Origin of the sequence: Paenibacillus sp. IHBB 3054 (assembly GCF_051594305.1) — a bacterium.
Taxonomy (GTDB): Bacteria; Bacillota; Bacilli; order Paenibacillales; family Paenibacillaceae; genus Paenibacillus_AQ.
This window is the reverse complement of the sequence record NZ_JBOFBG010000001.1, coordinates 1-23,890: the sequence shown is the minus strand read 5'-3', so window position 1 is coordinate 23,890 and position 23,890 is coordinate 1. Positions and strand designations below refer to the sequence as shown.

The following is a 23,890-nucleotide window of genomic DNA, read 5'->3' as shown; positions in this document are numbered from 1 at the left end:
AAATCACCTGATCGTGTCACAATATCATGTTTCGGGATTGTTATATAGGTAAACATACGGAAGGAGGTGAGATTGTGCAGCCAACCATCCCCGGGGAAGAGGATGATAGGAAGAAAATGATCGAGAAGGCTGTCGAAGCAGTCAAAGCAGGAGACAAGCATTCCTACGAAATTATCATTCATCAGTTTGAGTTCGGGTACTTCAACAGCAAACCGGAAACTTCGTATCACGTTAATGAATTGTATGCTCCGTTTGCCGCTACACCTAAGACGGTAACAATCAAACCATTTACATTGACCGTGAAGAATGATGACAGTTCAGTCTGCATAGTTCGAAAAGGAAATCATGCCGAAATGGCGTGGTTTTCTTTAGTTAGGAAGGTGACTATTGTTCGATTACAAATTGTGGAATCTATGTTACAATCACTCTGCAAAAGAATATTGCAACTATACATACATATGGAGGGAATTGTAAGATGAATATTATTGGCCTGGGGGGACTCCCTTGGGAAACATTAGAGCAGGAGGTTGAACAAGGCGGGAAATTTGTTGTGTATACATATTGTATTTCCATCATCTTCATGACCTTCCGGAGGAGTTCTTCAATCTATTACATAGAACCAAGAATGAGTGCAGTTGGCAGAGGGCTCAAATTCACGTTAATTAGTGTATTGTTCGGATGGTGGGGCATACCGTGGGGGCCGATTTATACCATTGGTTCGCTGTTTACGAATTTCACTGGAGGTCAAGATGTGACGGTAGAAGTAATGGATTCGATGATAGCAGATCGAAGAGAGCAGTCGCACTTGCTTAATTTTATTGAACGAGTAAAAGACAAATTGGAGAATCAAGTATGATCCTTCCGGCTGTCCCCCCCTATTTATCCAACCAGACTCTTCCCGGAAAGGGTCTTTTTTACGCAAATTGCTGAAGAATGCGGGTAGGAATAAAATATGTCTCGATAAGCTGGATGAACATTACTACTTAGGTTGGCTGGCAAACGTAACAGAGACGGAGGGGAGAGGGAGGCTGGAAAGACGTTAGTGTTCGCCTTTAAAGATTGATCGGAGGCCCCCTCTCTCCGCAGTGGCTATGTCACTCTTTTCTCATGAACTGGGGGCTAAGTAGTAACTTGAATTCACTCAATACAGCAGTCTTGGAATTCTTCCAAAACCTTAGATTTGTCTCCATGAATCTTTTCCAGGTGATCCTCACCCCAATAGCATAAATGGTCTAGCGCGGGTTTTAATCCCCAGCCGTAGTGCGTTAACTCATACTCCACTTTAGGGGGGATCTCCTTATAAACCTTTCGTGTAACGATCTTATCGTTTTCCAGGCCTCTGAGCTGAGTGGTCAGCATTTTTTGAGTAATGCCGGGTATTAACCGACGAAGCTCAGACGTTCGTTTCCGTCCTGTCATCAAATGGTAGATAATTAAAGGCTTCCATTTTCCTCCCATTACTTCTAAAGCCGCTTCCACTCCAACTTGATACTTCTTTTGAACGCTATTTTTCATCTGTTCAGTCATCTCTTAATCCTCCGTTAAAAAGGCTAGGTTTGCTGAGAACAACCAATCACTTCAATCCGTTACTCAGGTCAGTTTCTAGGGAATCTAGCTAGGGTACTTCCATGTTCCTATGGCACTTGTATCTTCCTATAGAACTTAAAAGTGCGTACTTCCAGATCATTTTCCTACTGTTTATAATAGCATCAGCCATTGATCATGGCTAGAAGTCAGCTGATGAGAAAGGTAGTGAAGATACAAGCATGAAAGTATTAATCGTTGTTTCTCACCCGAGAAAAGATTCCTTGACCTTTCAGGTGGCTGGTCGTTTCGTACAAGGTCTTGCCGAGGCTGGCCACGACTACGAGATATTGGATTTGCACGGGATTGGTTTTGACCCTGTTTTAAAAGGAGCAGATGAACCCGATTGGTTAGTTGCGGAACAGTCCTTTTCCCCTGAAGTAGAAATGGAAATAAGACGGATGAAGGAGCATGATGCTTTGGCATTTATTTTTCCTCTTTGGTGGTGGCATTTGCCGGCTATGCTAAAGGGGTATATTGACCGTGTATGGAACAATGGGTTTGCGTACGGTTCGAACCACCTTCATCATCAGCATGTCTTGTGGCTAGGTTTGGCTGGCGTTTCGAAAGAACAGATGAAAAAGCGTAACTATGATGAAACGATTACTCATCTGCTGAATGTAGGAATTGCAGATTATTGCGGTGTTTCCAATTCAAAGGTTGAATTCTTATATGAGACCATGGATTCAAATCCCGGTCATTTCGAAATGCTGCTGAACCAAGCTTACCGCTTAGGTTTGAATTATGCCAAGGATCATTAAGCTGGAGGGCGGTTTGCTGCTGCTGTTATAGCTACGTTTTCCGAGCAACTTTGCGCGCAAATTCCCGTCCAATTCAGGACCATTCCATTAACCTCAGAGGGGAAAGCGGTAGTTAAGCCGAATAATATATCAAGCGAAAAAGTGCACAAAGAATTAACACCGCTGAGGCAGTTGAGATCGGAGAAACTGCATTAATTCACTAGGAGGTAGAGTATGGGACATCGGGCCAATCTCATGATTATTCGGGAAGGTAATTACTCTTTGTACTACAGCCATTGGTGCGCAATTACTCTTCCAAGTGATTTGTTCTGGGGGCCGGAAGCGGCCGTGGCTTTTATTGAACAGCAAGAGCCTGCTGAGGGTTGGCTGGACAATGCATGGGCGGAAGGCTGTGCATGTGTGGATTTGGATCACCGGCATTTATTGTGGTACGGCGGAGAGGACGAGCATTATGAGATTCCGCTGCGCCGGCGTCTATTGAAGATGATGCAGCCCTTATGGCCGGGATGGACCATTGAATGGGCTTCTTCCGGGATATTGGACATGGCAGCTTATGTGGGTTATCCGGTGGAAGAACTCATCAGTGAAGTGAGTAGGACCATTACACCATTATCGCTGGTGCCTGAATCCAGGGACGGCTGGGTCCGAACGGTGGCAAGCGTGGTTTATCTGGATGGGGAACTGCGGCTATACCCGGTACAATCGGAGCTGGAAGATTATCTATTGCAGGGGCCTTCGCTGGTAGAATTGCTTAATAAATCGGAAGGCAGCACAGAATTAGACTTAAACGAATGGCCGAAAGAGACACCGGATCAAGGCTTCCACCTGGATTTGCTGGCACGAACGATAGATATCTGGTATGCCCCGGATGCGGGGACTCTGTTGCAGCAGATTCGCACAGCTTGGCCGGGATGGACCGTGACCGATCAAAGAGATCAGTATGAGTCGCAGATCCGGCTGACAGAAGGGAAGCTGTGCTTTAAGATGGAGAATCCGCAAGAGTTGACGGAGCGGTTAACCTCTCATTTGCTGGGAAGTCACTCCAGTACTGTAGATACCATTAAAGAGATTGCCCGTTTAAAGGCAGAAGCTGGAGAAGAGATAGAGGTGAACCCGCATGCTCTGGTGGATGAGCCTCAGGACATTCCGCTAGATACGCGTGAGCAGCTGCTGCGGTATGCCGTTGCGAACATGGCTGGGTGATGTTGTGGATTTGAACCCAGACCTATCGCCCAGAACGTTTTCACAGGGGCGCTAAGTATGAGGGTGCTTGCTTCGTGCAAGTGCCTTTTTTTGGTACTTGTAAATCAAATCGGGATATGCTAATCTGTAAATGTAAAACATGTAACCGGTTACACATGAGGGAGTGAGAGCAGTCCATGATTACAATTAAGGATGTCGCCAAAATTGCCGGCGTTTCGGTGGCCACGGTTTCACGGGTGATCAATGAATCAGGTTATGTCAACATCGATACCCGCAAAAAGGTAGAGGCGGCGATCCGGCAAAGCAATTATTCCCCCAATGAAGTGGCCCGGTCTTTATACAAACGCAAATCCAAGTTAATCGGTTTACTGCTGCCGGATATTACCAACCCTTTTTTTCCACAGTTGGCACGTGGCATCGAAGATTACATGCAAGAGAATGGGTACCGGATTATTTTTGGCAATAGTGACGAGAATGAGGAGAAAGAGCTGGATTATATCCGCACTTTTGTACAGAATAATGTCGTAGGCGTGATATCTTCAACGAATTTTCCCGACAGCGGGGCTTATCTGGAAATGAATATTCCGGTCGTCTTCCTGGACCGGACTTCTAATGACAGTCCCTCCGTTTACGCGGATGGCCGGAAGGGCGGACGTCTCGCCGCACAGGAAATGGTCGCAAGAGGCAGCAGCCGGATTACCATTATCCAAGGACCGGCCCATGTCAAGCCGGCACAGGACCGGTTTCAAGGCGCGGCCGAAGCGCTTGAAGAAATGGGGATCAGCTACAATGTGATCCGGACATCATCCTTTTCCTATACCGAAGCAGAGCAATGGGCGACCGAGCTGTTTGAGCGGTTTTTGGATACGGACGGCGTGATCGCCAGTAATGATATTGTGGCCACAGCGGTTCTTCATGAAGCCCACCGGCTGGGCAAAACCGTGCCGGAGGACGTTCAGATTATCGGCTTTGACGATATTCCGCTCAGCAGTCTGATGTCGCCATCTTTATCAACTATCCGCCAGCCTGCACGTGACATGGGCAGTGAGGCCGCCCGATTATTGATTCAGCTCATTGAGCAGGATCAGGTGGAAGATAAGATCATTCAGTTGCCGGTCAGCTTCATCGAGCGGGAAACTACCCGGAGCAGAATGGAAACCAGTAAGAAAGGGTGAAAGATATGGCTAAGATTTGTGTAATTGGAAGCTGTTCCATGGATTTGGTGGTAACCGCTTCCAAACGGCCTCAAGTTGGTGAAACGGTTCTAGGAGACCGCTTCACCACCGTTCCGGGAGGCAAGGGTGCGAACCAAGCGGTTGCCGCCGCACGGCTGGGTGCTGAGGTAACAATGATCGGCTGTATCGGGGACGATTTTTACGGCAATGCGATCATGGACAATTTTAAAAGAAATGGCGTTATTACCACCAATGTGGAACCGGTTACACATGCAGAGAGCGGAACAGCCCACATCGTTTTAGCTGAGGGGGACAACAGCATTATCGTGGTCAAAGGTGCCAATGATCACGTCACACCTGCTCTGGTCGAACGGGCACTGAACGCCATCCGAAGCGCCGATATGGTCCTGGTGCAGCAGGAAATTCCGGAGGAAACGGTATCGTATGTTAGCAGCCTCTGCCAGAGAATCAATGTGCCCTTGCTGCTCAATCCAGCGCCTGCCCGTCCGCTTAGTGAAGCGGTGATCGAAAAGGCTGCCTATCTGACGCCGAATGAACACGAATGCTCCATTTTGTTCAGCGGGATGGATAAAGCAGAAGCTTTACGGAAGTTTCCGGGCAAGCTATTCATAACGGAGGGCAGCAGCGGCGTGCGGTATTACGATGGAGAGCGCGAGGTGCTGGTGCCCACTTATAAAGTGGAGGCCATAGATACAACTGGAGCAGGAGATACGTTCAACGCCGCATTTGCCGTGGCTCTGGCCGAAGGCAGCTCCATCCCGGACAGCGTGAAGTTCGCGAATCGTGCAGCGTCTTTATCCGTAACAAAATTCGGCGCTCAAGGCGGCATGCCCATGAGAGCTGAAGTCGAGGAGAGTCTTTAATTATGAAGAAACATGGAATATTGAACAGTCATATTTCCAAAATACTGGCCGACCTGGGCCATACCGACATGATTGTCATTGCAGATATCGGACTGCCGGTTCCGGCCGGCGTTCTCAAGATTGACCTGGCGCTTAAACTGGGCGTCCCCGGCTTTCAAGAGGTCGTCGATGTCATTGCGGAGGATATGGTGATCGAAAAGGTGATTGTGGCCGAGGAACTGGCCGTGAATAATCAGGCAACCTCGCAATATGTGAATGATAAATTCAGGGGAATGCCGATAGAGGCGCTTACCCATGAGCAATTCAAGCAGTTGACCCAGAAGGCCAAGGTGATTGTTCGCACGGGCGAAGCGAAGCCTTACGCGAACTGCATCCTGCAAGCCGGCGTCTATTTTTGATATGGAGGAGGTTCGAGGGATATGCGTATTGCAATGAAAGACATTTATAAGTCCTTTGGCACCAACCCGGTTCTTGCGGGGGTAGATTTTGAGCTGCTGGATGGGGAGATTCATGCCCTGATGGGGGAGAATGGCGCCGGCAAATCCACACTGATGAACATTCTGATTGGTCTTCATCAGCGGGATCAGGGAACGATTCACATTGATGGGCGGGAAACCTATTTTGCCAACCCCAGAGAAGCAGAGCGAAGCGGGATCGCCTTTATCCACCAGGAGCTGAATGTATGGCCGGATATGACGGTTCTGGAGAACCTGTTTATCGGGAAGGAAAAAATCTCTTCACTTGGGCTATTGAATATGAAAGAAATGAAAGCGTTAGCAAACGAACAGTTCCGCAAGCTCTCCGTGACGATTCCACTGAACCAGGAGGCTGGGGAATGTTCCGTCGGGGAGAAACAGATGATCGAGATTGCCAAGGCGCTCATGACCCATGCCAAGGTTATCGTGATGGACGAACCCACGGCTGCACTGACCGAACGTGAAATTCAGAAATTATTCGAAGTCATTGCCTCCCTCAAAAAAGAAGGTGTCTCCATCGTCTATATTTCGCACCGGATGGAGGAGATCTTTACGATATGCGACCGGATCACCGTCATGCGGGATGGGAAAACCATAGATACCCAAGCCATTCCAGACACGGATTTTGACGATGTGGTTAGGAAAATGGTCGGGCGTCAATTAACGGACCGTTTCCCTCAGCGCGTCTTCCAGCCCGGAGAAGTGGTGCTTGAAGTGAAGAATGCTTGCAAAACGGGAAAATTTAAAGACGTTAACTTCTCGGTGCGGGCCGGTGAAATTATTGGATTCTCCGGATTGATGGGGTCGGGCCGGACGGAAATCATGAGAGCGTTGTTCGGACTGGATACTCTGGACAGCGGTGAGGTGAAGATTCGGGGAAAGCAAGTGGCAATCCGCAATCCCCATGATGCAATGCAAGCGGGTATCGGCTTCGTTACGGAGGACCGGAAGGATGAGGGCTTGATTCTTGATTTTTCCATTCGGGACAATATGGCAATGACAAATTTATCCAGCTTCGCCCCCAAGGGTGTAATCATAGACAAGAAGGAAAAAGATTTCGCGGACCTGCTCATTCAGCGTCTTCAGATCAAGACAGAGTCCTCATCTACGCTGGCGCGTCAGCTCTCAGGAGGCAATCAGCAGAAAGTGGTCATCGCCAAATGGATTGGTATCGGCCTCAGCGTGCTGATTCTGGATGAACCCACACGCGGCGTCGACGTGGGAGCGAAGCGCGAAATCTATCAGCTCATGAACGAGTTAACTGAACGCGGCGTTGCGATCCTTATGGTCTCCTCTGAACTGCCAGAGATTCTGGGTATGAGTGACCGCATAATAGTGGTCCATGAAGGGAAGATCGGCGGAGAACTCTCTCGGCAGGAAGCTACGCAGGAAAGCATTATGACATTAGCCACAGGGGGGCAATAGAGATGACAACAATTACGGATGGCAAAGAAAAGAAGAGTTTGCGGGTGGGGCAGATTACACAGAAGTTGGGTCCGCTGTTGGGGTTATTTATTCTTGTTCTCATCGTGTCCATGCTGAACCCAAGCTTTCTGGAGCCGCTTAATATTCTGAATTTGCTCCGGCAGGTTGCGATCAACGCGCTGATCGCCTTTGGCATGACCTTTGTCATTCTGACAGGCGGAATTGACTTATCGGTGGGTTCCGTTCTCGCGCTCTCCAGTGCCTTCATGGCCAACTTGCTGTTGGCGGGCTGGAATCCCATACTGGCGATTATCGGCGGCTGTGTGTTGGGTGGAGTGATCGGGATGGTCAACGGCCTAATGATTACCAAGGGTAAAATGGCACCGTTCATCGCTACCTTGGCGACTATGACGATCTTCCGGGGATTAACGCTAGTCTATACGGATGGCAACCCGATTACGGGCCTTGGAGACAGCATGACGTTCCAATTGTTTGGCCGCGGGTATTTCTTGGGCATTCCTGTTCCCGCTGTGACGATGATTATCGTGTTCGCTCTGTTGTGGGTCGTACTGCACAAAACGCCGTTCGGCCGCAAGACTTATGCCATCGGCGGCAATGAGAAAGCTTCAATAATTTCCGGGATTAAGGTAGACCGCATCAAAATAATGATTTATTCACTGGTAGGTATGCTGTCGGCATTGGCCGGGGCCATTCTGACTTCCCGGTTGAATTCGGCCCAGCCAACGGCAGGAACTTCCTATGAGCTGGATGCTATCGCGGCCGTTGTACTGGGAGGAACCAGCTTGACCGGGGGCCGCGGACGTATTGTGGGTACCTTGATCGGTGCGCTCATTATCGGAATTCTGAACAACGGGCTGAATCTGCTGGGCGTTTCTTCTTTCTACCAAATGGTGGTCAAAGGGATTGTCATTGCGATAGCCGTACTGATTGACCGCAAGAAAGCCGCATAAAAGGGGGATTCTATTATGAAAAAAATCACTTTAGTCCTGACGTCCATACTGCTGCTGCTTATGACTGGCTGCTCCCTGGAGCCCCCGGAATGGGCCAAGCCCAATAATGAAGGCAACGGGCAAAATTTGAAAATCGGCTTATCTCTCTCAACCCTGAACAATCCCTTCTTCGTGGCCCTCAAAGACGGCGTGACGGCCGAGGCGAATAAGCAAGGGGTGGAGATCCTGGTTATCGATGCGCAGAATGACTCCGCCAAGCAGAACAATGATGTAGAGGATCTGATACAAAAAGGGGTAGACGCGTTGTTGATCAACCCTGTGGATTCATCGGCAATCTCGACGGCGGTCCAGTCGGCGAACAGCCTGGATATCCCAGTCATTACTTTAGACCGCTCGGCGGATAAAGGAGATGTCAAAGCGCTGGTCGCTTCGGACAACATCAAAGGCGGTTCCATGGCGGCTGAATATATCGTCCAGAAGCTGGGTAAGGGTGCGAAGGTCATCGAGCTGGAAGGATCGCCGGGCGCATCAGCCACCCGTGAACGGGGTAAGGGATTCCATGAAATCGCGGATACCCAGCTTGAGGTTATTGCAAAGCAAACCGCCGATTTCGACCGCACCAAAGGATTGACCGTCATGGAGAACCTGATCGAAGGAAATCCTGGCGTGCAGGCAGTCTTCGCACACAATGACGAGATGGCTCTAGGGGCGATTGAAGCGATCCAGAGCTCAGGTAAAAACATCCCCGTAATCGGGTTCGACGGCAACAAAGACGCGCTTGATTCCATTGAGGCGGGCAAACTGACCGGAACCATCGCCCAGCAGCCCGAATTAATCGGCCAGTTAGCCGTTCAAGCTGCGAAGGATGTGCTGGACGGGCAAACCGTGAAGCCGATGATTCCCGCACCGCTGAAGCTGGTCGTGAAAGAGTAATAGAAGACAAGGCATATTATGCTTTAACCCATGAAAAGCCCGCGTGATTCAGGAACTCCTGCATCACGGGCTTTTTTTGAAATATAAGAATTTATATGTTTCACGCTATAAATTATCCTTCTATTTCTCGCTGAAACGGATACCGTCCTTTTGGGGACGGCAAAGCCGTTTCCACTTGGTCCTATATTATTCCATTGAAACAATATGCATATCAATCCAGTCATTTGAATTAGAACTCAATATACTTTTTGCTGCCTCATCAAATGTCAAATCAGCATCATTCGTGTAAACAACCCATTTACTCGACTTTTCAGCATTTGGCATTGTGCCACTTAACTCAAGACTATATGTATATTCTTTTCCATTTGCATCTACATATTTAGTGGGGCTATTTTTTGCACAAGCTGACAAAGAGATAAGTGAAATTGCGAGAATCAATGCAACTGAAATGTTTTTTTTCATGTTTATTACCTCCGTAATAGCATTTAATTGGTTAATTATACCATAAAGGCAAAGGCAGCCCCAAAAATTGGACCGAACAATCCCAACAATACCGGTGGAGGTTAAGGATTGGGGAAAGGGTTAGAACGGCAGGATATGTTATTAAAAAACAAAAGCTCCCACAGCATAATGCATGATGCTGCGGGAGCTTTTGCAGTTATCCTATTTATTTTTTAGGATAAGGAGCTTTATGATTTGTTCTGTTTAAAAGATAATCAGTACTGGTCTGATGCAAATCAGCAAGTTTTATCAAAATAACTACAGGGATATTTACGTCACCTCGCTCGTAGTTACTGTAGATTCGTTGACTACAACCGAGATATGCTGCAACCTGTGCTTGTGATAAATCCTTGTCTTCACGAAGATCCCTGATTCTCTCATACATAATGACCACCTCAATTTCATCATACTTTAGCGATTAGGTCGCTATTGATTTTTAGCGATATAATCGCTAAGATTGTATTAGTATGGCGAAAGAGAAAGGGGCTTAACCATGAGTAACTTATTGGAAAACTTATTTTACGGTAATATACGTCCAGACGAGTCCATTCATCCCAATACTCCTGAATACCAACTGCTAAATCAGCAGATTTCAAAGACAATAGAAGCCTATCAAAAGAAACTCACGATGGAAGAATTCGATGCTTTGGAGGAATTAATAGATTTGCTGGGTCAAACTACATCCATTTATGCTGCTGCGTCATACACGCAAGGTTTCCGGCTGGGTGTCTTGATGATGCTTGAGGTGTTGGGTGGTGGGGATAGATCGAATTCTTCGTAAACGAACAATTGAAACTGGCTCATGGAGGATAGGCGATGTTATAATAAACATAATTTTTCAGGAGGTGCTCCTTGTGACCCATTCCATACGTTTACGGTAATTGGAGGTGCAAGACTGGTGAACTCGCCCATTTTTTGAGACAAGGGAATGAGTTTATTTGTTATGCGCCTGTTTCAGTGTGCCTATGCTAATGGAGTGAGTTTATTTGTGTTTTCAATCAAAGGAGATGACCTTATGCAACAACAATGGAAAAAAACATTCGCGCTTATTTTTAGCGGACAGATATTCTCTATACTCACGAGTTCGATGGTTCAATTCGCGGTAATCTGGCATTTGACGGAAACGACAGGGTCAGCCGCAGTTTTGATGATTGCCGGATTGGCTGCGTTCTTGCCGCAAGCTGTCCTGGGTCCCTTCGTAGGGGTCTGGCTGGACCGCTGGAACCGTAAATTAACGATGATTATTGCGGATAGCGCAATTGCGCTCTTCAGTCTGATCTTAGGGTTCTATTTCATGTGGGGGGAGCCGGGACTCGGCTTCGTCTATATCATTCTGAGCTTGCGTTCGGCGGCTTCGGCCTTTCATGCCCCGGCGTTCCAGGCGGCCGTTCCACTAATTGCACCGGAAGAGGAGCTGACAAGAGTCGCGGGTTGGCAGCAGATGGTCTTCTCTTTCTCGAATGTAATGGGTCCAGCGCTTGGGATAGCGGTATATTCGGCGACTTCGCTTGGGGCGGTATTGCTCCTGGATGTGGCCGGAGCGTTGATTGCGAATCTAATGCTGTTCCTGGTGAAGATTCATCAGCCCAAAGCGCAGGCAACCGTTGTGCCCTCCTTCATCCATGAATTCCGGCTGGGCTGGAACGCACTCATTCAAGCAAAACCCATTGTGTTGATTACGGGGGCTACAGCAGTGTTCAGTATCGCATTTATGCCGCTGGCGACACTATTTCCTTATATGACGTTGTCTCATTTTGGCCGTGGGGGCTACAGTGCCAGCTTGGTGGAAGCGGTGTTCAGCATCGGGATGATTTTGGGAGGATTGCTTCTGTCGGTGTTCTCATCCAAATGGAGTGATATTAGCTATATGAGCTTGGGTCTGCTGGTCATCGGCCTGACCTGTGTAATCAGCGGCTTGATTGGTCCGAATGCTTTTGTGATCTTTGCGGTTCTCTCGTTCTTCATGGGCAGTGCCGCACCCTTCTTCAATGGCCCCTTCATGGCGATGATTCAGCGTTCATTCGAGCCGGAGATGCTGGGCCGCATCATTTCACTCGTGACCAGTATTATGATGCTATCTTCACCGATTGGACTTCTGTTGGCAGGACCCGTGGTGGATGAATACGGCGTGCAGCTATGGTTCCTCGGTTCAGGAATTGTCGTGATGCTGACCGCTCTGTTTATCTTCATTCAGTTTCGGCGGCTGGCGTTCCGGCAGCGCACTGAGACTGAATAGACGTTTAGCCGCGAACAGCGGAACGAAATCAAGAAATTCTTACGACTACAGCGGCCGGAAGATCAAACATTCCGCAGGTGTATGGTAAGAACAACGATGGAACAATTGCAGAAAAATGGTGGGGAGAGGGTACCTTGTTCTTGCGCAGTCTTGAAATTTTGAGGAAACATGAAATGGACCATAGCCGTTATCCGTTTTCCATTACAGCTTTAAAGAACCTCAGCACCATCGAATTCAAATCAAACGTTTCCTTCTTTGTGGGAGAAAACGGTTCGGGCAAATCAACCCTTCTGGAGGCCATGGCCTATCAATGCGGGTTTAATACAGCAGGAGGCAGCAAGAACAACCTCTACGAGGTGGATGCTTCCCACTCAGCTCTGGGAGATCATATTCGCCTATCATGGCTGCCCAAAGTTACAAACGGCTTTTTTCTTAGGGCAGAGACCTTTTATCACTTTGCCTCTCATCTGGATACTATGCCTCAGAGCTTGCAGTATTATGGTGGGCGCTCGTTGCACGAGCAATCCCATGGTGAGGCGTTTCTGGCACTCTTTAATCATCGTTTCGGCAAAAAGGCGATTTATTTACTCGACGAACCGGAGGCGGCTCTTTCGCCAGCACGGCAATTGGCCTTACTCCGTATTATTAAGGATCTGGAACATGAAGCCCAGTTCATCATAGCTACACATTCGCCGATTCTTCTCGGTTATCCGGATGCCCAGATTCTGAATTTCGATGAAGATCCTGTTGGAGAAATTCGTTATGAAGAGACGATGCATTACATGATCACAAGACGGTTTCTCGAAAATAGAAAGAGTGTTCTGAGTGAGCTGTTCAGCGATTCGGATGAAAATGACTATAAAAATTGAACTTATAATTCTTCTATTTTGGGGTGTGCCGTGACTCCAGAGAATATTTGGACTTCCGGCCGCTGTTAGGTTTGGATTTTCTGAATTTAACCGCGAATCGCGGTAGAAATCCAAACCTTGCCCATGCTTCCGAAGCGAGCTTTCCTGCGGAAAACTTTCAGGCGGACGCTATCGCTCCTCCAGTTCCAAAATTCCCCTCCGCCACTTTTCCCTACATGTAATTCTCATGTTCAATCTATATAGGGTTGAAACTTTCCTGAAAAAAGTGATTATTGGCCGGTCCGAGAGGATCGGCTTTTTTGGTTTATCCATCCCGAGGCCGAGATTTAAATCATCTCACAGACCGTTAAGATCCCAGCAGGTGCGGGATTATAATAAAGCAGCACTGAGGAAATACATAGCAGGTTTATATTCAGTTTAAATAAGGAGCTTACCATCCTTATAAATTCAGTTGTTTAGGAGGAATTGCAAATGAATCAATCAACGAAAACAGCACCACACCACGGCGAATGGGCCATTGAAGCGCAGGGGCTTGTCAAAGTCTTTGGAGACAATCGGGCGGTGGACGGTGTGGATCTGAAAGTGGGGACCGGTTCGATCTACGGTGTGCTGGGTCCGAATGGAGCGGGGAAGACTACAGCCATCCGAATGCTGGCGACCTTACTAAGACCGGATGCAGGTTCGGCGAGGATCTTCGGACATGATGTGGTAAAGGAACCGCAGATTGTGCGTCAGCTGATCGGGGTGACCGGCCAGTACGCTTCAGTCGATGAGTCGCTCAGTGCGACAGAGAATCTGGTTATATTCTCCCGCTTGCTCGGACTGGGACGTGCCGAGGCGCGTCATAAGGCAGCGGAGTTGCTGGAGGAATTCGGACTCACCGAAGCGGCGAAACGCCCGCTCAAAAATTTCTCCGGCGGTATGCGCCGGAGGCTGGATTTGGCCGCAAGTCTGATTGCGCAGCCACCGCTCATTTTCCTGGATGAACCCACGACCGGTTTGGACCCGCGTACGCGCAACCAAATGTGGGATACGATCCGGCGGCTGGTGAAGTCGGGTTCAACCGTATTGCTAACCACGCAATACCTTGAAGAGGCTGATCAACTGGCCGACCGGATTGCGGTTATCGATCATGGCCGTGTGGTTGCAGAGGGCACCGTAGATGAACTGAAATCCTCTGTCGGAAGCTCGTCGCTGCATTTAAAGGTTCAGAATCCGCAAGATCTCACGAATGCCCGCCGGCTTGTGCAACAGGTGCTTCAGGTCCCGTCCAGTCTTTCGGCGGAAGTGGCGAAAATCACTGCACCTATGGGCAACGCCGACCGTGTTACCGATCTTTTGATCGCGCTGCGCGAAGCAGGTATTCCGCTTGCCGAATTAAGTGTGCAGAAGCCAACGCTGGACGAGGTATTTCTGACGCTCACGGGCCATGGTGTACAGGAGGACGCGGTTCAGGCGTCCGGCAAATCGAACAAAGAGGAGGGGCAAAAGTATGAGTACAATCATTAAACCGGGTGCCGAACGAAAGCTGAAAAATCATTCGAGCTTTAGCCAATCGGTACGCAATTCACTCACAATGGCCTATCGGGGGTTGCTGAAAATCAAGCGCACACCCGAGCAGTTGTTTGATGTCACGTTTCAGCCTATCATTTTCACGCTGATGTTCACTTATATCTTTGGCGGTGCGATCTCTGGAGATGTGCATAATTATTTGCCGGTCATCATCCCCGGCATTCTCGTACAGACAGTTATTACGACTTCCATAGTTACAGGCGTTCAGCTCAGGGAGGATATGGAAAAGGGAGTGTTTGACCGGTTCAAGTCACTGCCGATCTCGCGGATTGCCCCGCTCGCAGGAGCATTGCTTGCCGACACCGTCCGGTACACCATAGCGACTGTGCTTACTTTTGTCATGGGATATCTTCTGGGCTTTCGTCCCGAAGGCGGGATCGGGCATGTAGCAATCGCAGCGCTCCTCGTGATCGGATGTTCCTGGGCGATCAGCTGGATTTTTGCCTTCTTCGGCGTAATAGCGCGTACGGCTTCAAGTGTGCAGGGGATATCCATGATTGTGCTGTTCCCGCTCACCTTTCTTTCCAATGCTTTTGTGCCGGTCAATACCATGCCGGACTGGCTCCAGTGGTTCGTGAATATTAACCCGATTTCGCATCTGGTGACAGCCGTCCGGGAGCTGGTCAACTCGGGGACGATGGGCACAGATCTTATCTTCTCCCTCGTCGGAGCGGCTGTAATCGTAGCGATCTTCGCTCCCATCACCGTGCGTGCATATATGCGTCGTACGTAACCGTTAAAAAGAGATCTAATAATTAGGCTATATAGATTGAACTTGAGAATTACATTTAGGGAAAAGTGGCGGAGGGGAATTTTGGAACTGGAGGAGCGATAGTGTTCGCCTTTAGGTTTGGATTTCTACCGCAAATCGCGGTTAAATTCAGGAAATCCAAACCTAACAGCGGCCGGAAGTCCAAATATTCTCTGTAGTCACGGCCAATCCCGAAATAGAAGAATTATAAGTTCAATCTATATAGTTGCCCGATACGGAATGGTTTCGTAACTTTCGTGCCGGGCACGGCTTATAAGGCATGAGGATTATATTCCTGCAATTCCTCTACGCTGAACAAATGCTTCTGCAGCCCATGATAATAGTTCCCTTTCTCTGCCGTAAAACACAGCATGCAATAATCCGGATCGGTTGGCCCAAGCGGATAATATTGTTCGTCGCCTTCTTTCCAGAAGTTCTGCTTCGTTTCATCATCAAGGAATACCTTCATATGCCCTGTAAGCATCAATCCGTGAAAGTCCTCGGCGTCGAGAAAATAAATGCAAGATTTGGAGTTGTGCATCCATTGGCTGGTGCGGATTGCAGACGTGTTTGTCGAGAACCAGAAGGTCTTTAGGCCTTCATGTTTGAGCTTGAACATATTTTTGGCGTTTGGAAATCCGTCACTGTCAATTGAACATGCAATGGCATCACGGCTATTTTCAATTAATTTGAGGATAGCGTCTTTAGTTTGCTGCTCCATTTCGGGTTCCTCCAATTCATCATTTCAAATTATCAACAATTCTGCTCAGCATTTTCTCGAATGCAGTAACTTCTGATTCTGTGAATCCTTGATAGAACAAAGTATTCATTTGTTCAGATACGAGATCGTAAGCCTCACGGTATGCTTTGGCCTGTTCAGTAATCGTTATGAAAGTTTGCCTGCGGTTATGGTTGTCTGGAATTCGAACAATAAGCCCCCCTTCTTCCATTCTATCAAGCATGCTAGTCAAAGAAGTATTTGCAAGCGAGGTAAGCCGGCCAATCTCGGAAATCGTAAGCCTCTCGTGTTCCCACAGCACATACAAAATCCTTCCTTGTGCGCCGTTAAACGCGTCCACACCGCTTTCTTTCAACATTTTTTCAAAAGCTCTGCCTTGGAGCTGTTTGATCTGAGAGATCAAGAAACCACCTGATGTTTTCGTGTGGACCACCTTCCTCCTATACAGGATATTCCTATATAGGAATGTTATCTGCGCTTTTTATCACACTTGATCTTCATATTTTTCCATTTGATAATATGATAGAATACGTTCACTTGGAGGGATACATATTATGAATCTTCACATTGCCATTTGTGACGATCAGAGGACAGAGGCCTCAAGATTGGAAGAATTGCTAATGAAGCTGCTGATGAACCTGCAGGGGATAACTGGCACCATTGAGATCTTTGAGTCAGGTCAATCCCTGCTTACGGCCATGAGCTCTACTGCTTACGATATTGTTTATCTGGATATAGAGATGCCCGGGTATAACGGCATAGAAGTCGCAGAGAAGATCCGGCTAGAAGATGCCGGGGTGTTAATCATCTATGTCACCAGTCACACCAGTTATATGAGAAGAAGCTTTGAGGTTCATCCGTTCCGTTATTTGCTGAAACCCATTGATGAACATGAACTGCAGGCCGCGACAGTCAAGGCCGTCCAGCAATGCATGCAAAGAAGCAATGTGCTGTCATTCTCAATCCATCATATGGACTATAATTTAAAAGTAGATGACATTATGTACATCACGGTAGAACGGGGAAAAAAATTGGTCCTGTGTACTGAAAACGCTACTTATTCATATTACGGCAAATTGGGGGAGTTGGAGGGACGGCTCTGGCCGCATGATTTTTGTCGCGTACATACGGGATACCTTGTAAATTGGCTCTATGTCCGGTCTTTAAGTAAAGAGCTTATTCAATTGAAGAACGGAGTAGAACTTCCTGTCAGCCGCAGTAGAAGCTCTGATTCTTTACGGTCGTACCATGCCTTTATAGAAAAGAGGCTTCTTAGATAGATGTCTTTCATTCAGGAGAATAGTCCCTACTTTTTGCTCGGTGTGTTAATGCTCATCATTATTTATGCCCCGCAGGGGTTTGCATTCTATATTTTTCTAAAGAAATTTCTAATCCTGAACAGGAGCAAGAAGTCATTCGTAGGCTGCCTTATTCTCGTTTATATGGTTAAATCACTTACCGCAGCCAGCTTGCCGCCGGTTGTTTCGGTTGTCCTTCACCTCCTAGTGTATGGTCTGATTACGATCGTTTATTTTCGCGGCAGTGTGCTGCAAAAGCTGTTCTTCAGCAGTTTCTATACGGTATTTACAGTTGTTATTGAAATGCTGGTGTGGTATGGGGTTCAGTATATCCCGCTCGATCCCGAGCGAATGGATAACGCCAATTTCCTGTGGCTGTCTTTCAGTTTCATCGTTGTTATTTTGCTAAGCATCATGTTATGCCTGCTATTGTTGCGGCTATTCCAAGTTGACAACACAACGTTACTGTCGAATCAGGATTGGGCTGTGCTGAATCTTGTTTCGGCGGGCTCTTTGCTCATTATTATTGTGAATATAAGAGGGGATGGGTTCAAGCCTTCCAATATCCCGCTTGAATTTGTCATCATCCTGTTAGGTATTCTTGTCATTAACATTGCTGTAATGTTTATGTACCATAAGTTAATGAGACGGATGCAGGTAGAATTCCATAATCATGTGCTGGAGCAGCAAGTGACGGAATACACAGGTAAACTGAAAGAGAATCAAGAAGCAAAGCGCTTGCGCCATGATCTGAATCATGTTCTGCTCCTCATTCATTCTCTGCTGGAAGCAGGAGCTGTACAAGAAGCCAGCGCTTATGTTGCGGAGGTTGCTTTGAAGCATAGGCCGGGTGAAAAATTTATCTCTTCTGGAAACATAGCTATTGATGCGATCTATAACGAGAAGTTCGCTATAGCTGAACTGAATAAGGTTGCAATGCAATCTCATTTTCGCATTCCTCAGGACTTGTCGCTTGCAGGCAAAGAGGTGAATATTGCGATCATCCTTGGCAATGCCCTCGACAATGCGATTGAAGGGGTTCAGAGATTACCCCAGCCAGGGCAGTATTCAATTGAGCTGGAAGTGATTTTTAGCGACGGATTATTGGTGATTTCCCTGAAGAATCCCGCATCCCTGCTTACGGAGGACGGACATGGCTCCTTTTTATCCAGCAAGCGGAACTTAGGCAGCAAAGGGTTCGGAATCGAAAGTATTGAGTATGCCGTTCAGCAGCTTCAAGGAAGTGTCACTTTCAGATATGAGGATCAGCAGTTCATGATGCTGGCGGTATTGCCAGTGCACGGGTAGCTATCAGATGCCAATTACTCCATCAACCGGGCAAGTTACGGTCTCCTCCCGTTTCAGAGAAGCAGTCCATGATAAAGTGAGGCTGTTCTTTATTTTAAGGAGGTTATTCCGTTGACATTGTCATTGCTCATCAGTGCAGTCCTTCAGCTCATCTTATTCACCTCTATTCCCTATGTATACTGGTTCTTTACAAGCAGAAGGACATCATCGTTTGTAAAGTGGATTGGCTGGAAGAAACCTCAATTAGTTTCCAGGAAGCAGTTCATCCTATGCTTCATCCTTACAGTGACTATATTCACCAGCTTGGGAATGCTTACTACAATCTATATGCTGGATAAGAATACTTTGGCCAGCTCGCAGTTTTACGGTACAGGTCTTGAGGGTCTGCTTCCGGCATTGATCTATTCATGGGTGCAGACGAGTTTGTCCGAAGAGATTTTATTCCGCGGATTCATTGGCAAACGGCTAAGCTCGAAGTTCGGATTTGCAATTGGGAACAGTGCCCAGGCTCTATTGTTTGGTGCCGTACATGCTGTTATGTTATACAGTAGTGCCGGATTATTTCATTCTGTAGTTGTAATGGTTCTTGCAGGCTTTGTGGGCTGGAGCATCGGACTGTTGGACGAGAAGTTATCTGCCGGCTCGATTATACCAGGTTGGGTCCTGCATGGGCTGACTAACCTGATCTCCTCCATTGTTATGATGTATCAATGGATGTAGAGAAGTTTACAGATCTCCTGTGGGTTAAAACCATAAATTGGAGGGAATTTGATGCACAGAAATGAAGCATTGCAGATATATCCATGTTCCGGGATCGAACATTTGAAGGTTCATGGCAGAACAACAGGCTGCCTGGATCCGGTAACCTTGTTCTGGACAGGAAGTGCGGTTGAATTCAACGTAAAGGCTTCGGAGCTCTGGATTGAAGTGGAGTCCGGATATGATCAGTACGAGCCTTGGATCAGTATAATCATCAACTCTGTACCTGTAAGCAGACAAATGTTAACCGCCGGAAGGTACTGGGTCTGTGTGTTCAGAGGGATGAATGCGAATGCTGTGAAGAATGTGCGGATTGTAAAAGATGTGCAGGCTATGAGCGGAGATCCGGGCTGCTACATGCAAATCCACGCCGTGAAGACGGATGGGGAATTCGTGCCTGTTGAAGCTAAGCCCTATAAATTCGAGTTTATTGGCGACAGCATTACTTCCGGGGAAGGCGTCGTCGGAGCCAAAAGTGAAGAAGACTGGATCCCGATGTGGTTCAGCGCAATACATAATTATACGTCAATGACGGCTGACGCTTTGAACGCAGAATATCGGGTTATTTCGCAAAGCGGATGGGGAGTGCTTACTAGCTGGGATAATAATCCGCATGCCAATCTTCCTGAAACCTACGAGCAGGTGTGCGGGCTGCTTGCCGGTGCGAAGAATACAGCGTTAGGAGCTTTTTCAGCAAACGATTTTGATTCTTGGCAGCCGGATGTGGTGGTGGTTAATCTCGGAACCAATGATGACGGTGCTTTTCATTCTCCGGGATGGCAAGATGAAGTTAGCGGGAAGATTCATAATCAACGGCTAAATGATGACGGGACTTATAATGAAGCGGATTTGGCGGCATTCGAGTTGGCTGTTGAGAAATTTCTTCTGAAGCTCAGAACTAATAATAAAACTGCGCACATCATCTGGGCCTATGGAATGCTGGGCATCCCGATGATGCCGGCGATTCATCGGGGTGTAGACCGTTATGCCAAGAGAACAGGCGACAAGAAGGTTTCTGTATTTCAACTTCCGAATATGACGAATGAAACTATAGGTGCAAGAAGCCATCCGGGGGTTTTGGCCCATAAGCAAGCGGCACAAGAGCTGACCGGCTACATACAAGGAATTTTAGCGATATAAGCTGAATTACAGACGATTTCCTATCAAATATTCAGGAGGTGCTGGATGAAGGAGAGATTTTGTAAAGCGTTGGAAAGTAATGATTTGGCTGAGATGAGAAAAATACCAAAAGGGGATTTGCACAACCATCTTCCAAGAGGCGGTAATAAGAAGTATATCGAAGAATGGGCCGGGGTGAAAATACCTGATTGTCCGAAGTTTAATGACCTGGGCGAAATGAATCAATGGAATGCGCAATACATAAAACCATTATTTCAGGGAAGATTAGGGTATGAAAAACGACTCGAAGCCGCATTTATGCAGGCAAAGTTGGATGGTGTACAGCTGCTTCATATGAGCGTTTCAATAGGAGAAGAGGCTTTTTATGATCAATCCATTGAGGATTTGGTTAAAGCATTAAAAAGGATTCATCAAAGCGTTGCTCCAGATGTTACTTTTGTACCGGAAATTGCATTCTTATCCTATACTCCTATTGATGAGATAAATGAAAAGTTAGATCAATATTTCGCTCAGGATTATTTCCAATCGTTGGATATGTTTGGCGATGAATTTGCTGTTCCTTCCTTCAAAAAAGTATACAGAAAAGCGAAAGATAAGGGATTGCTGCTAAAAGCGCATGTAGGCGAATTTGGATCAGCTGAATTAGTCAAAGAGGCTGTAGAAGAACTTGAGCTCGATCAAGTTCAACACGGCATAGCTGCTGCCAGCTCGCAAAGCATTATGAATTGGTTATGTGATCATAAAATTCAGCTTAATATATGTCCGACAAGTAATGTTGTACTTTGCAGGGCAGCAGATTATAACCTGCATCCTATTAGAAAATTATATGATAATGGGATTAGAGTCACCGTAAATACGGATGACATGATTATTTTTGATCAAAGTGTTTCGGAGGAATTTTTCAACCTGTATCATGCAGGTGTTTTTAATCCAGCAGAATTAAATGAGATCAGAGAAAATGCTTTGTGAACAATAAATTTCGGATAAAGGAGATATTATGACGAAGAAAATTGATGCAGGATGGAATTTCGACAACAGTTATGTTTCTCTTCCCGAATCGCTATATACAAGGCTCAAACCGGATTCTGTACGACTGCCGAAGCTGGTGATTTTCAATGAAACCTTGGCAGCATCTCTTGGGTTGAAGGGTCTGACGCTGCGTAGCGATGATGGGGCTGCAGTGCTGGCAGGCAATGAAATTCCTGAAGGTGCTGATTCACTTGCCCAAGCTTATGCAGGGCATCAATTCGGACACTTTAACAGGTTAGGTGACGGAAGGGCTGTGCTTCTTGGTGAACAGATTACACCAGAAGGCGAGAGATTTGATATTCAGCTTAAGGGTGCAGGAAGAACGCCATACTCCCGCGGAGGCGATGGACGGGCAGCGCTCGGGCCAATGCTTCGCGAATATATCATCAGTGAAGCCATGCATGCGCTTGGTATTCCTACCACCCGCAGCTTGGCCGTGGTCACTACAGGGGAGTCTATATTCCGTGAGACCGAGCAGCCGGGGGCCATATTGACTCGTGTAGCTGCCAGTCATCTGCGTGTCGGTACCTTTCAATACGTCTCCGCATGGGGCACTGATAAGGATCTTCAGGCTCTGGCAGATTACACGCTGCAAAGACATTATCCGGAAGCTGACTCCGATTCTGATCCGAACCGTTATCTTGTGCTGCTTCGGGAAGTGATCAAACGTCAGGCTGAGCTGATTGCTAAGTGGCAACTGGTCGGGTTTATTCATGGAGTGATGAATACTGATAACATGGCGCTAAGTGGAGAAACCATTGACTACGGTCCTTGTGCCTTCATGGATATCTATGATCCTGCGACAGTATTCAGTTCGATAGATCTTCAAGGCCGGTATGCCTATGGCAATCAGCCGGGGATTGCTGCATGGAATCTCGCAAGATTTGCAGAAACGCTTCTGCCGCTGCTGCATGAAGACAAGGGCGAGGCGATTAGCCTTGCCGAGGATGCAATTGCAGATTTTCAAGAGATATTCCTCAGCCATTGGCTCGCAGGAATGAGGGCGAAGCTTGGAATCTTTAACGAAGAACCACAGGATGAATCTCTTATCGAAGGCTTGCTTGAAATGATGCAACAGTATCGTGCAGACTATACCCATACTTTCCGGGCTTTAACTTTAAATAAGCCGGAAGAAACGGTTTTGCATGGAACATCTGAATTTACCGGGTGGGTTGAACTTTGGCAGGCGAGACTGGGCAGGCAGCAGGAATCGCAAGACGCCTCGCAGCAGCTAATGCGCGCCAGCAATCCAGCGGTAATTCCACGCAACCACCGAGTAGAAGAAGCGCTCGAAGCAGCAGTGAGAGAAGAGGACTTCAGTGTGCTGGAGCGGCTTCTTGGTGTGCTTGCGAACCCATACGCCTACTCTTCAGATCAGGATGACTACAATTCACTGCCAGAGGAATCCACCAGACCCTACCGGACTTTCTGCGGTACCTAATTTGGACACAGGAGAAAGGGAATATACATGTACCCTGGCTTCTTATCTACAGTGTTTAAAATATGGTAAACTAATAAAGTCTAAAATATTCACCCTAAAGTGGATACACTATTTTTTCTCGGGAGGTAGATATTATGAAAAACAATGCCAGCGAAAAAAACAATATGGGGATAACGTCTAACTAATCATATCCGTTAACGTTCCCCGCCATCTGAAAGGGGAAAATCAATTTGAATCAGGTATTATTAATTATCGATGCGCAGCAAGAGTTAATCGATGGAAATGAGCAGGAAAGTGCGGTATTTAACAAAGATCAGCTTATCCGGAATATTAATAAAGTGATTGAACGAGCCCAAGAAGCAGGTGTCGAAGTTGTGTTTGTAAGGGACCTCGATGTAGCGGAGGGAAAAGGTACAGGATTTCAAGTGCACCATGAAATCAATAAGTCTGCGGATGCCAAAGTCTTTGATAAGCTGGCAACCAATTCTTTTCACGGGACAGGACTTCTTGCATACCTGAAAGATCAGCAGATTGGGCATGTGGTCATTATGGGTTGTAAAACTCAGCACTGCATCGATACTGCAGTCCGTACTGCTACGGTCAGTAATATGGATGTCACCTTGGTTGGGGATGGACATTCTACAACGGACACTGATGTTTTAAGTGCAGAACAGATCATCAGGCATCACAATAAAACGTTACATGGGCACTACAATGTCGAGCACTTTTCTATGGTCAGAGATTCTGAGGAAGATTTGTTTCGTCCCACGCATGACTCTTATAGATCATAATTCGCAGGCGGCACTTAAATGTGCCGCTTTTTGCTGACTTTTCA

The 23,890-nt window shown here is 47.2% G+C and carries 27 protein-coding genes; 22 read left to right on the top strand and 5 right to left on the bottom strand.

Annotated elements, in window-relative coordinates:
• Positions 1 to 74: 74 nt before the first annotated feature.
• Both ACQ76X_RS00135 and ACQ76X_RS00130 read left to right on the top strand, forming a co-directional pair.
• Positions 75 to 479, top strand: coding sequence for a hypothetical protein (locus ACQ76X_RS00135; RefSeq protein ID WP_438490843.1), 405 nt, complete (start codon positions 75 to 77; stop codon positions 477 to 479).
• Positions 476 to 856, top strand: a complete 381-nt coding sequence (locus tag ACQ76X_RS00130; RefSeq protein ID WP_438490842.1) for a hypothetical protein — start codon at positions 476 to 478, stop codon at positions 854 to 856. The genes ACQ76X_RS00135 and ACQ76X_RS00130 overlap by 4 nt, the downstream gene beginning before the upstream one ends.
• A 281-nt stretch (positions 857 to 1,137) precedes the next feature.
• Here the strand turns inward: ACQ76X_RS00130 and ACQ76X_RS00125 are convergent, their stop codons facing one another.
• Positions 1,138 to 1,527 (bottom strand): winged helix-turn-helix transcriptional regulator, encoded by a 390-nt coding sequence (locus ACQ76X_RS00125; protein ID WP_438490841.1) that lies wholly within the window; start codon positions 1,525 to 1,527, stop codon positions 1,138 to 1,140.
• A 239-nt stretch (positions 1,528 to 1,766) separates the two neighbouring features.
• Here ACQ76X_RS00125 and ACQ76X_RS00120 point away from each other — a divergent pair, with 239 nt between their 5' ends.
• From ACQ76X_RS00120 to rbsB, 8 genes are all read left to right on the top strand, one after another.
• Positions 1,767 to 2,345 (top strand): NAD(P)H oxidoreductase, encoded by a 579-nt coding sequence (locus ACQ76X_RS00120; RefSeq protein ID WP_438490840.1) that lies wholly within the window; start codon positions 1,767 to 1,769, stop codon positions 2,343 to 2,345.
• Between the two features lie 213 nt (positions 2,346 to 2,558).
• Positions 2,559 to 3,548, top strand: coding sequence for a hypothetical protein (locus tag ACQ76X_RS00115; protein ID WP_438490839.1), 990 nt, complete (start codon positions 2,559 to 2,561; stop codon positions 3,546 to 3,548).
• Between the two features lie 176 nt (positions 3,549 to 3,724).
• Entirely contained in the window at positions 3,725 to 4,723 is a 999-nt protein-coding gene (locus ACQ76X_RS00110) for a LacI family DNA-binding transcriptional regulator (protein WP_076112475.1), read from the top strand.
• Positions 4,724 to 4,728: 5 nt separating this feature from the next.
• A complete protein-coding gene (gene rbsK, locus ACQ76X_RS00105) occupies positions 4,729 to 5,607 on the top strand; it encodes a ribokinase (RefSeq protein WP_438490838.1) in 879 nt (292 codons plus the stop codon).
• Between the two features lie 2 nt (positions 5,608 to 5,609).
• Positions 5,610 to 6,005: a D-ribose pyranase gene (gene rbsD / locus ACQ76X_RS00100; protein ID WP_438490837.1), complete on the top strand. Its 396-nt coding sequence runs from the start codon at positions 5,610 to 5,612 to the stop codon at positions 6,003 to 6,005.
• Positions 6,006 to 6,026: 21 nt separating this feature from the next.
• Positions 6,027 to 7,508, top strand: coding sequence for a sugar ABC transporter ATP-binding protein (locus ACQ76X_RS00095; RefSeq protein WP_438490836.1), 1,482 nt, complete (start codon positions 6,027 to 6,029; stop codon positions 7,506 to 7,508).
• Positions 7,509 to 7,510: 2 nt separating this feature from the next.
• Complete coding sequence (gene rbsC / locus ACQ76X_RS00090; RefSeq protein WP_038593920.1) at positions 7,511 to 8,479, top strand: ribose ABC transporter permease RbsC; 969 nt, start codon at positions 7,511 to 7,513, stop codon at positions 8,477 to 8,479.
• A gap of 15 nt (positions 8,480 to 8,494) precedes the next feature.
• Positions 8,495 to 9,412 carry a ribose ABC transporter substrate-binding protein RbsB gene (rbsB, locus tag ACQ76X_RS00085; RefSeq protein ID WP_438490835.1) on the top strand — a complete coding sequence of 306 codons (918 nt, stop codon included), beginning with the start codon at positions 8,495 to 8,497 and terminating at the stop codon, positions 9,410 to 9,412.
• 186 nt (positions 9,413 to 9,598) lie between these two features.
• Here rbsB and ACQ76X_RS00080 read toward each other — a convergent pair whose 3' ends face one another.
• Together ACQ76X_RS00080 and ACQ76X_RS00075 are read right to left on the bottom strand one after the other, a co-directional pair.
• A complete protein-coding gene (locus tag ACQ76X_RS00080; RefSeq protein WP_438490834.1) occupies positions 9,599 to 9,874 on the bottom strand; it encodes a hypothetical protein in 276 nt (91 codons plus the stop codon).
• Between the two features lie 205 nt (positions 9,875 to 10,079).
• Entirely contained in the window at positions 10,080 to 10,298 is a 219-nt protein-coding gene (locus tag ACQ76X_RS00075) for a helix-turn-helix domain-containing protein (RefSeq protein ID WP_076112481.1), read from the bottom strand.
• 108 nt (positions 10,299 to 10,406) lie between these two features.
• On the opposite strand from ACQ76X_RS00075, the gene ACQ76X_RS00070 reads away from it, so the two are divergent.
• The 5 genes from ACQ76X_RS00070 (at position 10,407) to ACQ76X_RS00050 (ending at position 15,323) form a co-directional block, all read left to right on the top strand.
• The gene (locus ACQ76X_RS00070; protein WP_076112482.1) at positions 10,407 to 10,694 is read left to right on the top strand and encodes a DUF6809 family protein; all 288 of its coding nucleotides are present in this window, start codon (positions 10,407 to 10,409) and stop codon (positions 10,692 to 10,694) included.
• Between the two features lie 234 nt (positions 10,695 to 10,928).
• Positions 10,929 to 12,149, top strand: a complete 1,221-nt coding sequence (locus ACQ76X_RS00065; RefSeq protein ID WP_438490833.1) for an MFS transporter — start codon at positions 10,929 to 10,931, stop codon at positions 12,147 to 12,149.
• 134 nt (positions 12,150 to 12,283) lie between these two features.
• On the top strand, positions 12,284 to 13,018 hold the full coding sequence (locus tag ACQ76X_RS00060) for an AAA family ATPase (RefSeq protein WP_438490832.1): 735 nt from the start codon (positions 12,284 to 12,286) through the stop codon (positions 13,016 to 13,018).
• Positions 13,019 to 13,489: 471 nt separating this feature from the next.
• A complete protein-coding gene (locus ACQ76X_RS00055) occupies positions 13,490 to 14,527 on the top strand; it encodes an ATP-binding cassette domain-containing protein (protein WP_438490831.1) in 1,038 nt (345 codons plus the stop codon).
• The gene (locus ACQ76X_RS00050) at positions 14,511 to 15,323 is read left to right on the top strand and encodes an ABC transporter permease (protein WP_438490830.1); all 813 of its coding nucleotides are present in this window, start codon (positions 14,511 to 14,513) and stop codon (positions 15,321 to 15,323) included. The genes ACQ76X_RS00055 and ACQ76X_RS00050 overlap by 17 nt, the downstream gene beginning before the upstream one ends.
• 289 nt (positions 15,324 to 15,612) lie before the next feature.
• On the opposite strand, the gene ACQ76X_RS00045 is transcribed toward ACQ76X_RS00050, so the two are convergent.
• Both ACQ76X_RS00045 and ACQ76X_RS00040 read right to left on the bottom strand, forming a co-directional pair.
• Positions 15,613 to 16,062 carry a pyridoxamine 5'-phosphate oxidase family protein gene (locus ACQ76X_RS00045; protein ID WP_438490829.1) on the bottom strand — a complete coding sequence of 150 codons (450 nt, stop codon included), beginning with the start codon at positions 16,060 to 16,062 and terminating at the stop codon, positions 15,613 to 15,615.
• Between the two features lie 19 nt (positions 16,063 to 16,081).
• Entirely contained in the window at positions 16,082 to 16,483 is a 402-nt protein-coding gene (locus ACQ76X_RS00040; protein ID WP_438490828.1) for a MarR family transcriptional regulator, read from the bottom strand.
• A 151-nt stretch (positions 16,484 to 16,634) separates the two neighbouring features.
• Here ACQ76X_RS00040 and ACQ76X_RS00035 point away from each other — a divergent pair, with 151 nt between their 5' ends.
• From ACQ76X_RS00035 to ACQ76X_RS00005, 7 genes are all read left to right on the top strand, one after another.
• Positions 16,635 to 17,360, top strand: a complete 726-nt coding sequence (locus ACQ76X_RS00035) for a LytR/AlgR family response regulator transcription factor (RefSeq protein ID WP_438490827.1) — start codon at positions 16,635 to 16,637, stop codon at positions 17,358 to 17,360.
• Positions 17,361 to 18,686: an ATP-binding protein gene (locus tag ACQ76X_RS00030; RefSeq protein ID WP_438490826.1), complete on the top strand. Its 1,326-nt coding sequence runs from the start codon at positions 17,361 to 17,363 to the stop codon at positions 18,684 to 18,686.
• A 111-nt stretch (positions 18,687 to 18,797) separates the two neighbouring features.
• Positions 18,798 to 19,406: a lysostaphin resistance A-like protein gene (locus tag ACQ76X_RS00025; RefSeq protein WP_438490825.1), complete on the top strand. Its 609-nt coding sequence runs from the start codon at positions 18,798 to 18,800 to the stop codon at positions 19,404 to 19,406.
• A gap of 51 nt (positions 19,407 to 19,457) precedes the next feature.
• On the top strand, positions 19,458 to 20,585 hold the full coding sequence (locus ACQ76X_RS00020; RefSeq protein ID WP_438490824.1) for a GDSL-type esterase/lipase family protein: 1,128 nt from the start codon (positions 19,458 to 19,460) through the stop codon (positions 20,583 to 20,585).
• Positions 20,586 to 20,630: 45 nt separating this feature from the next.
• Positions 20,631 to 21,554 carry a hypothetical protein gene (locus tag ACQ76X_RS00015; RefSeq protein ID WP_438490823.1) on the top strand — a complete coding sequence of 308 codons (924 nt, stop codon included), beginning with the start codon at positions 20,631 to 20,633 and terminating at the stop codon, positions 21,552 to 21,554.
• Between the two features lie 28 nt (positions 21,555 to 21,582).
• On the top strand, positions 21,583 to 23,055 hold the full coding sequence (locus ACQ76X_RS00010; protein ID WP_438490822.1) for a protein adenylyltransferase SelO: 1,473 nt from the start codon (positions 21,583 to 21,585) through the stop codon (positions 23,053 to 23,055).
• Between the two features lie 230 nt (positions 23,056 to 23,285).
• The gene (locus tag ACQ76X_RS00005) at positions 23,286 to 23,846 is read left to right on the top strand and encodes a cysteine hydrolase family protein (protein WP_438490821.1); all 561 of its coding nucleotides are present in this window, start codon (positions 23,286 to 23,288) and stop codon (positions 23,844 to 23,846) included.
• Positions 23,847 to 23,890 lie beyond the last annotated feature (44 nt).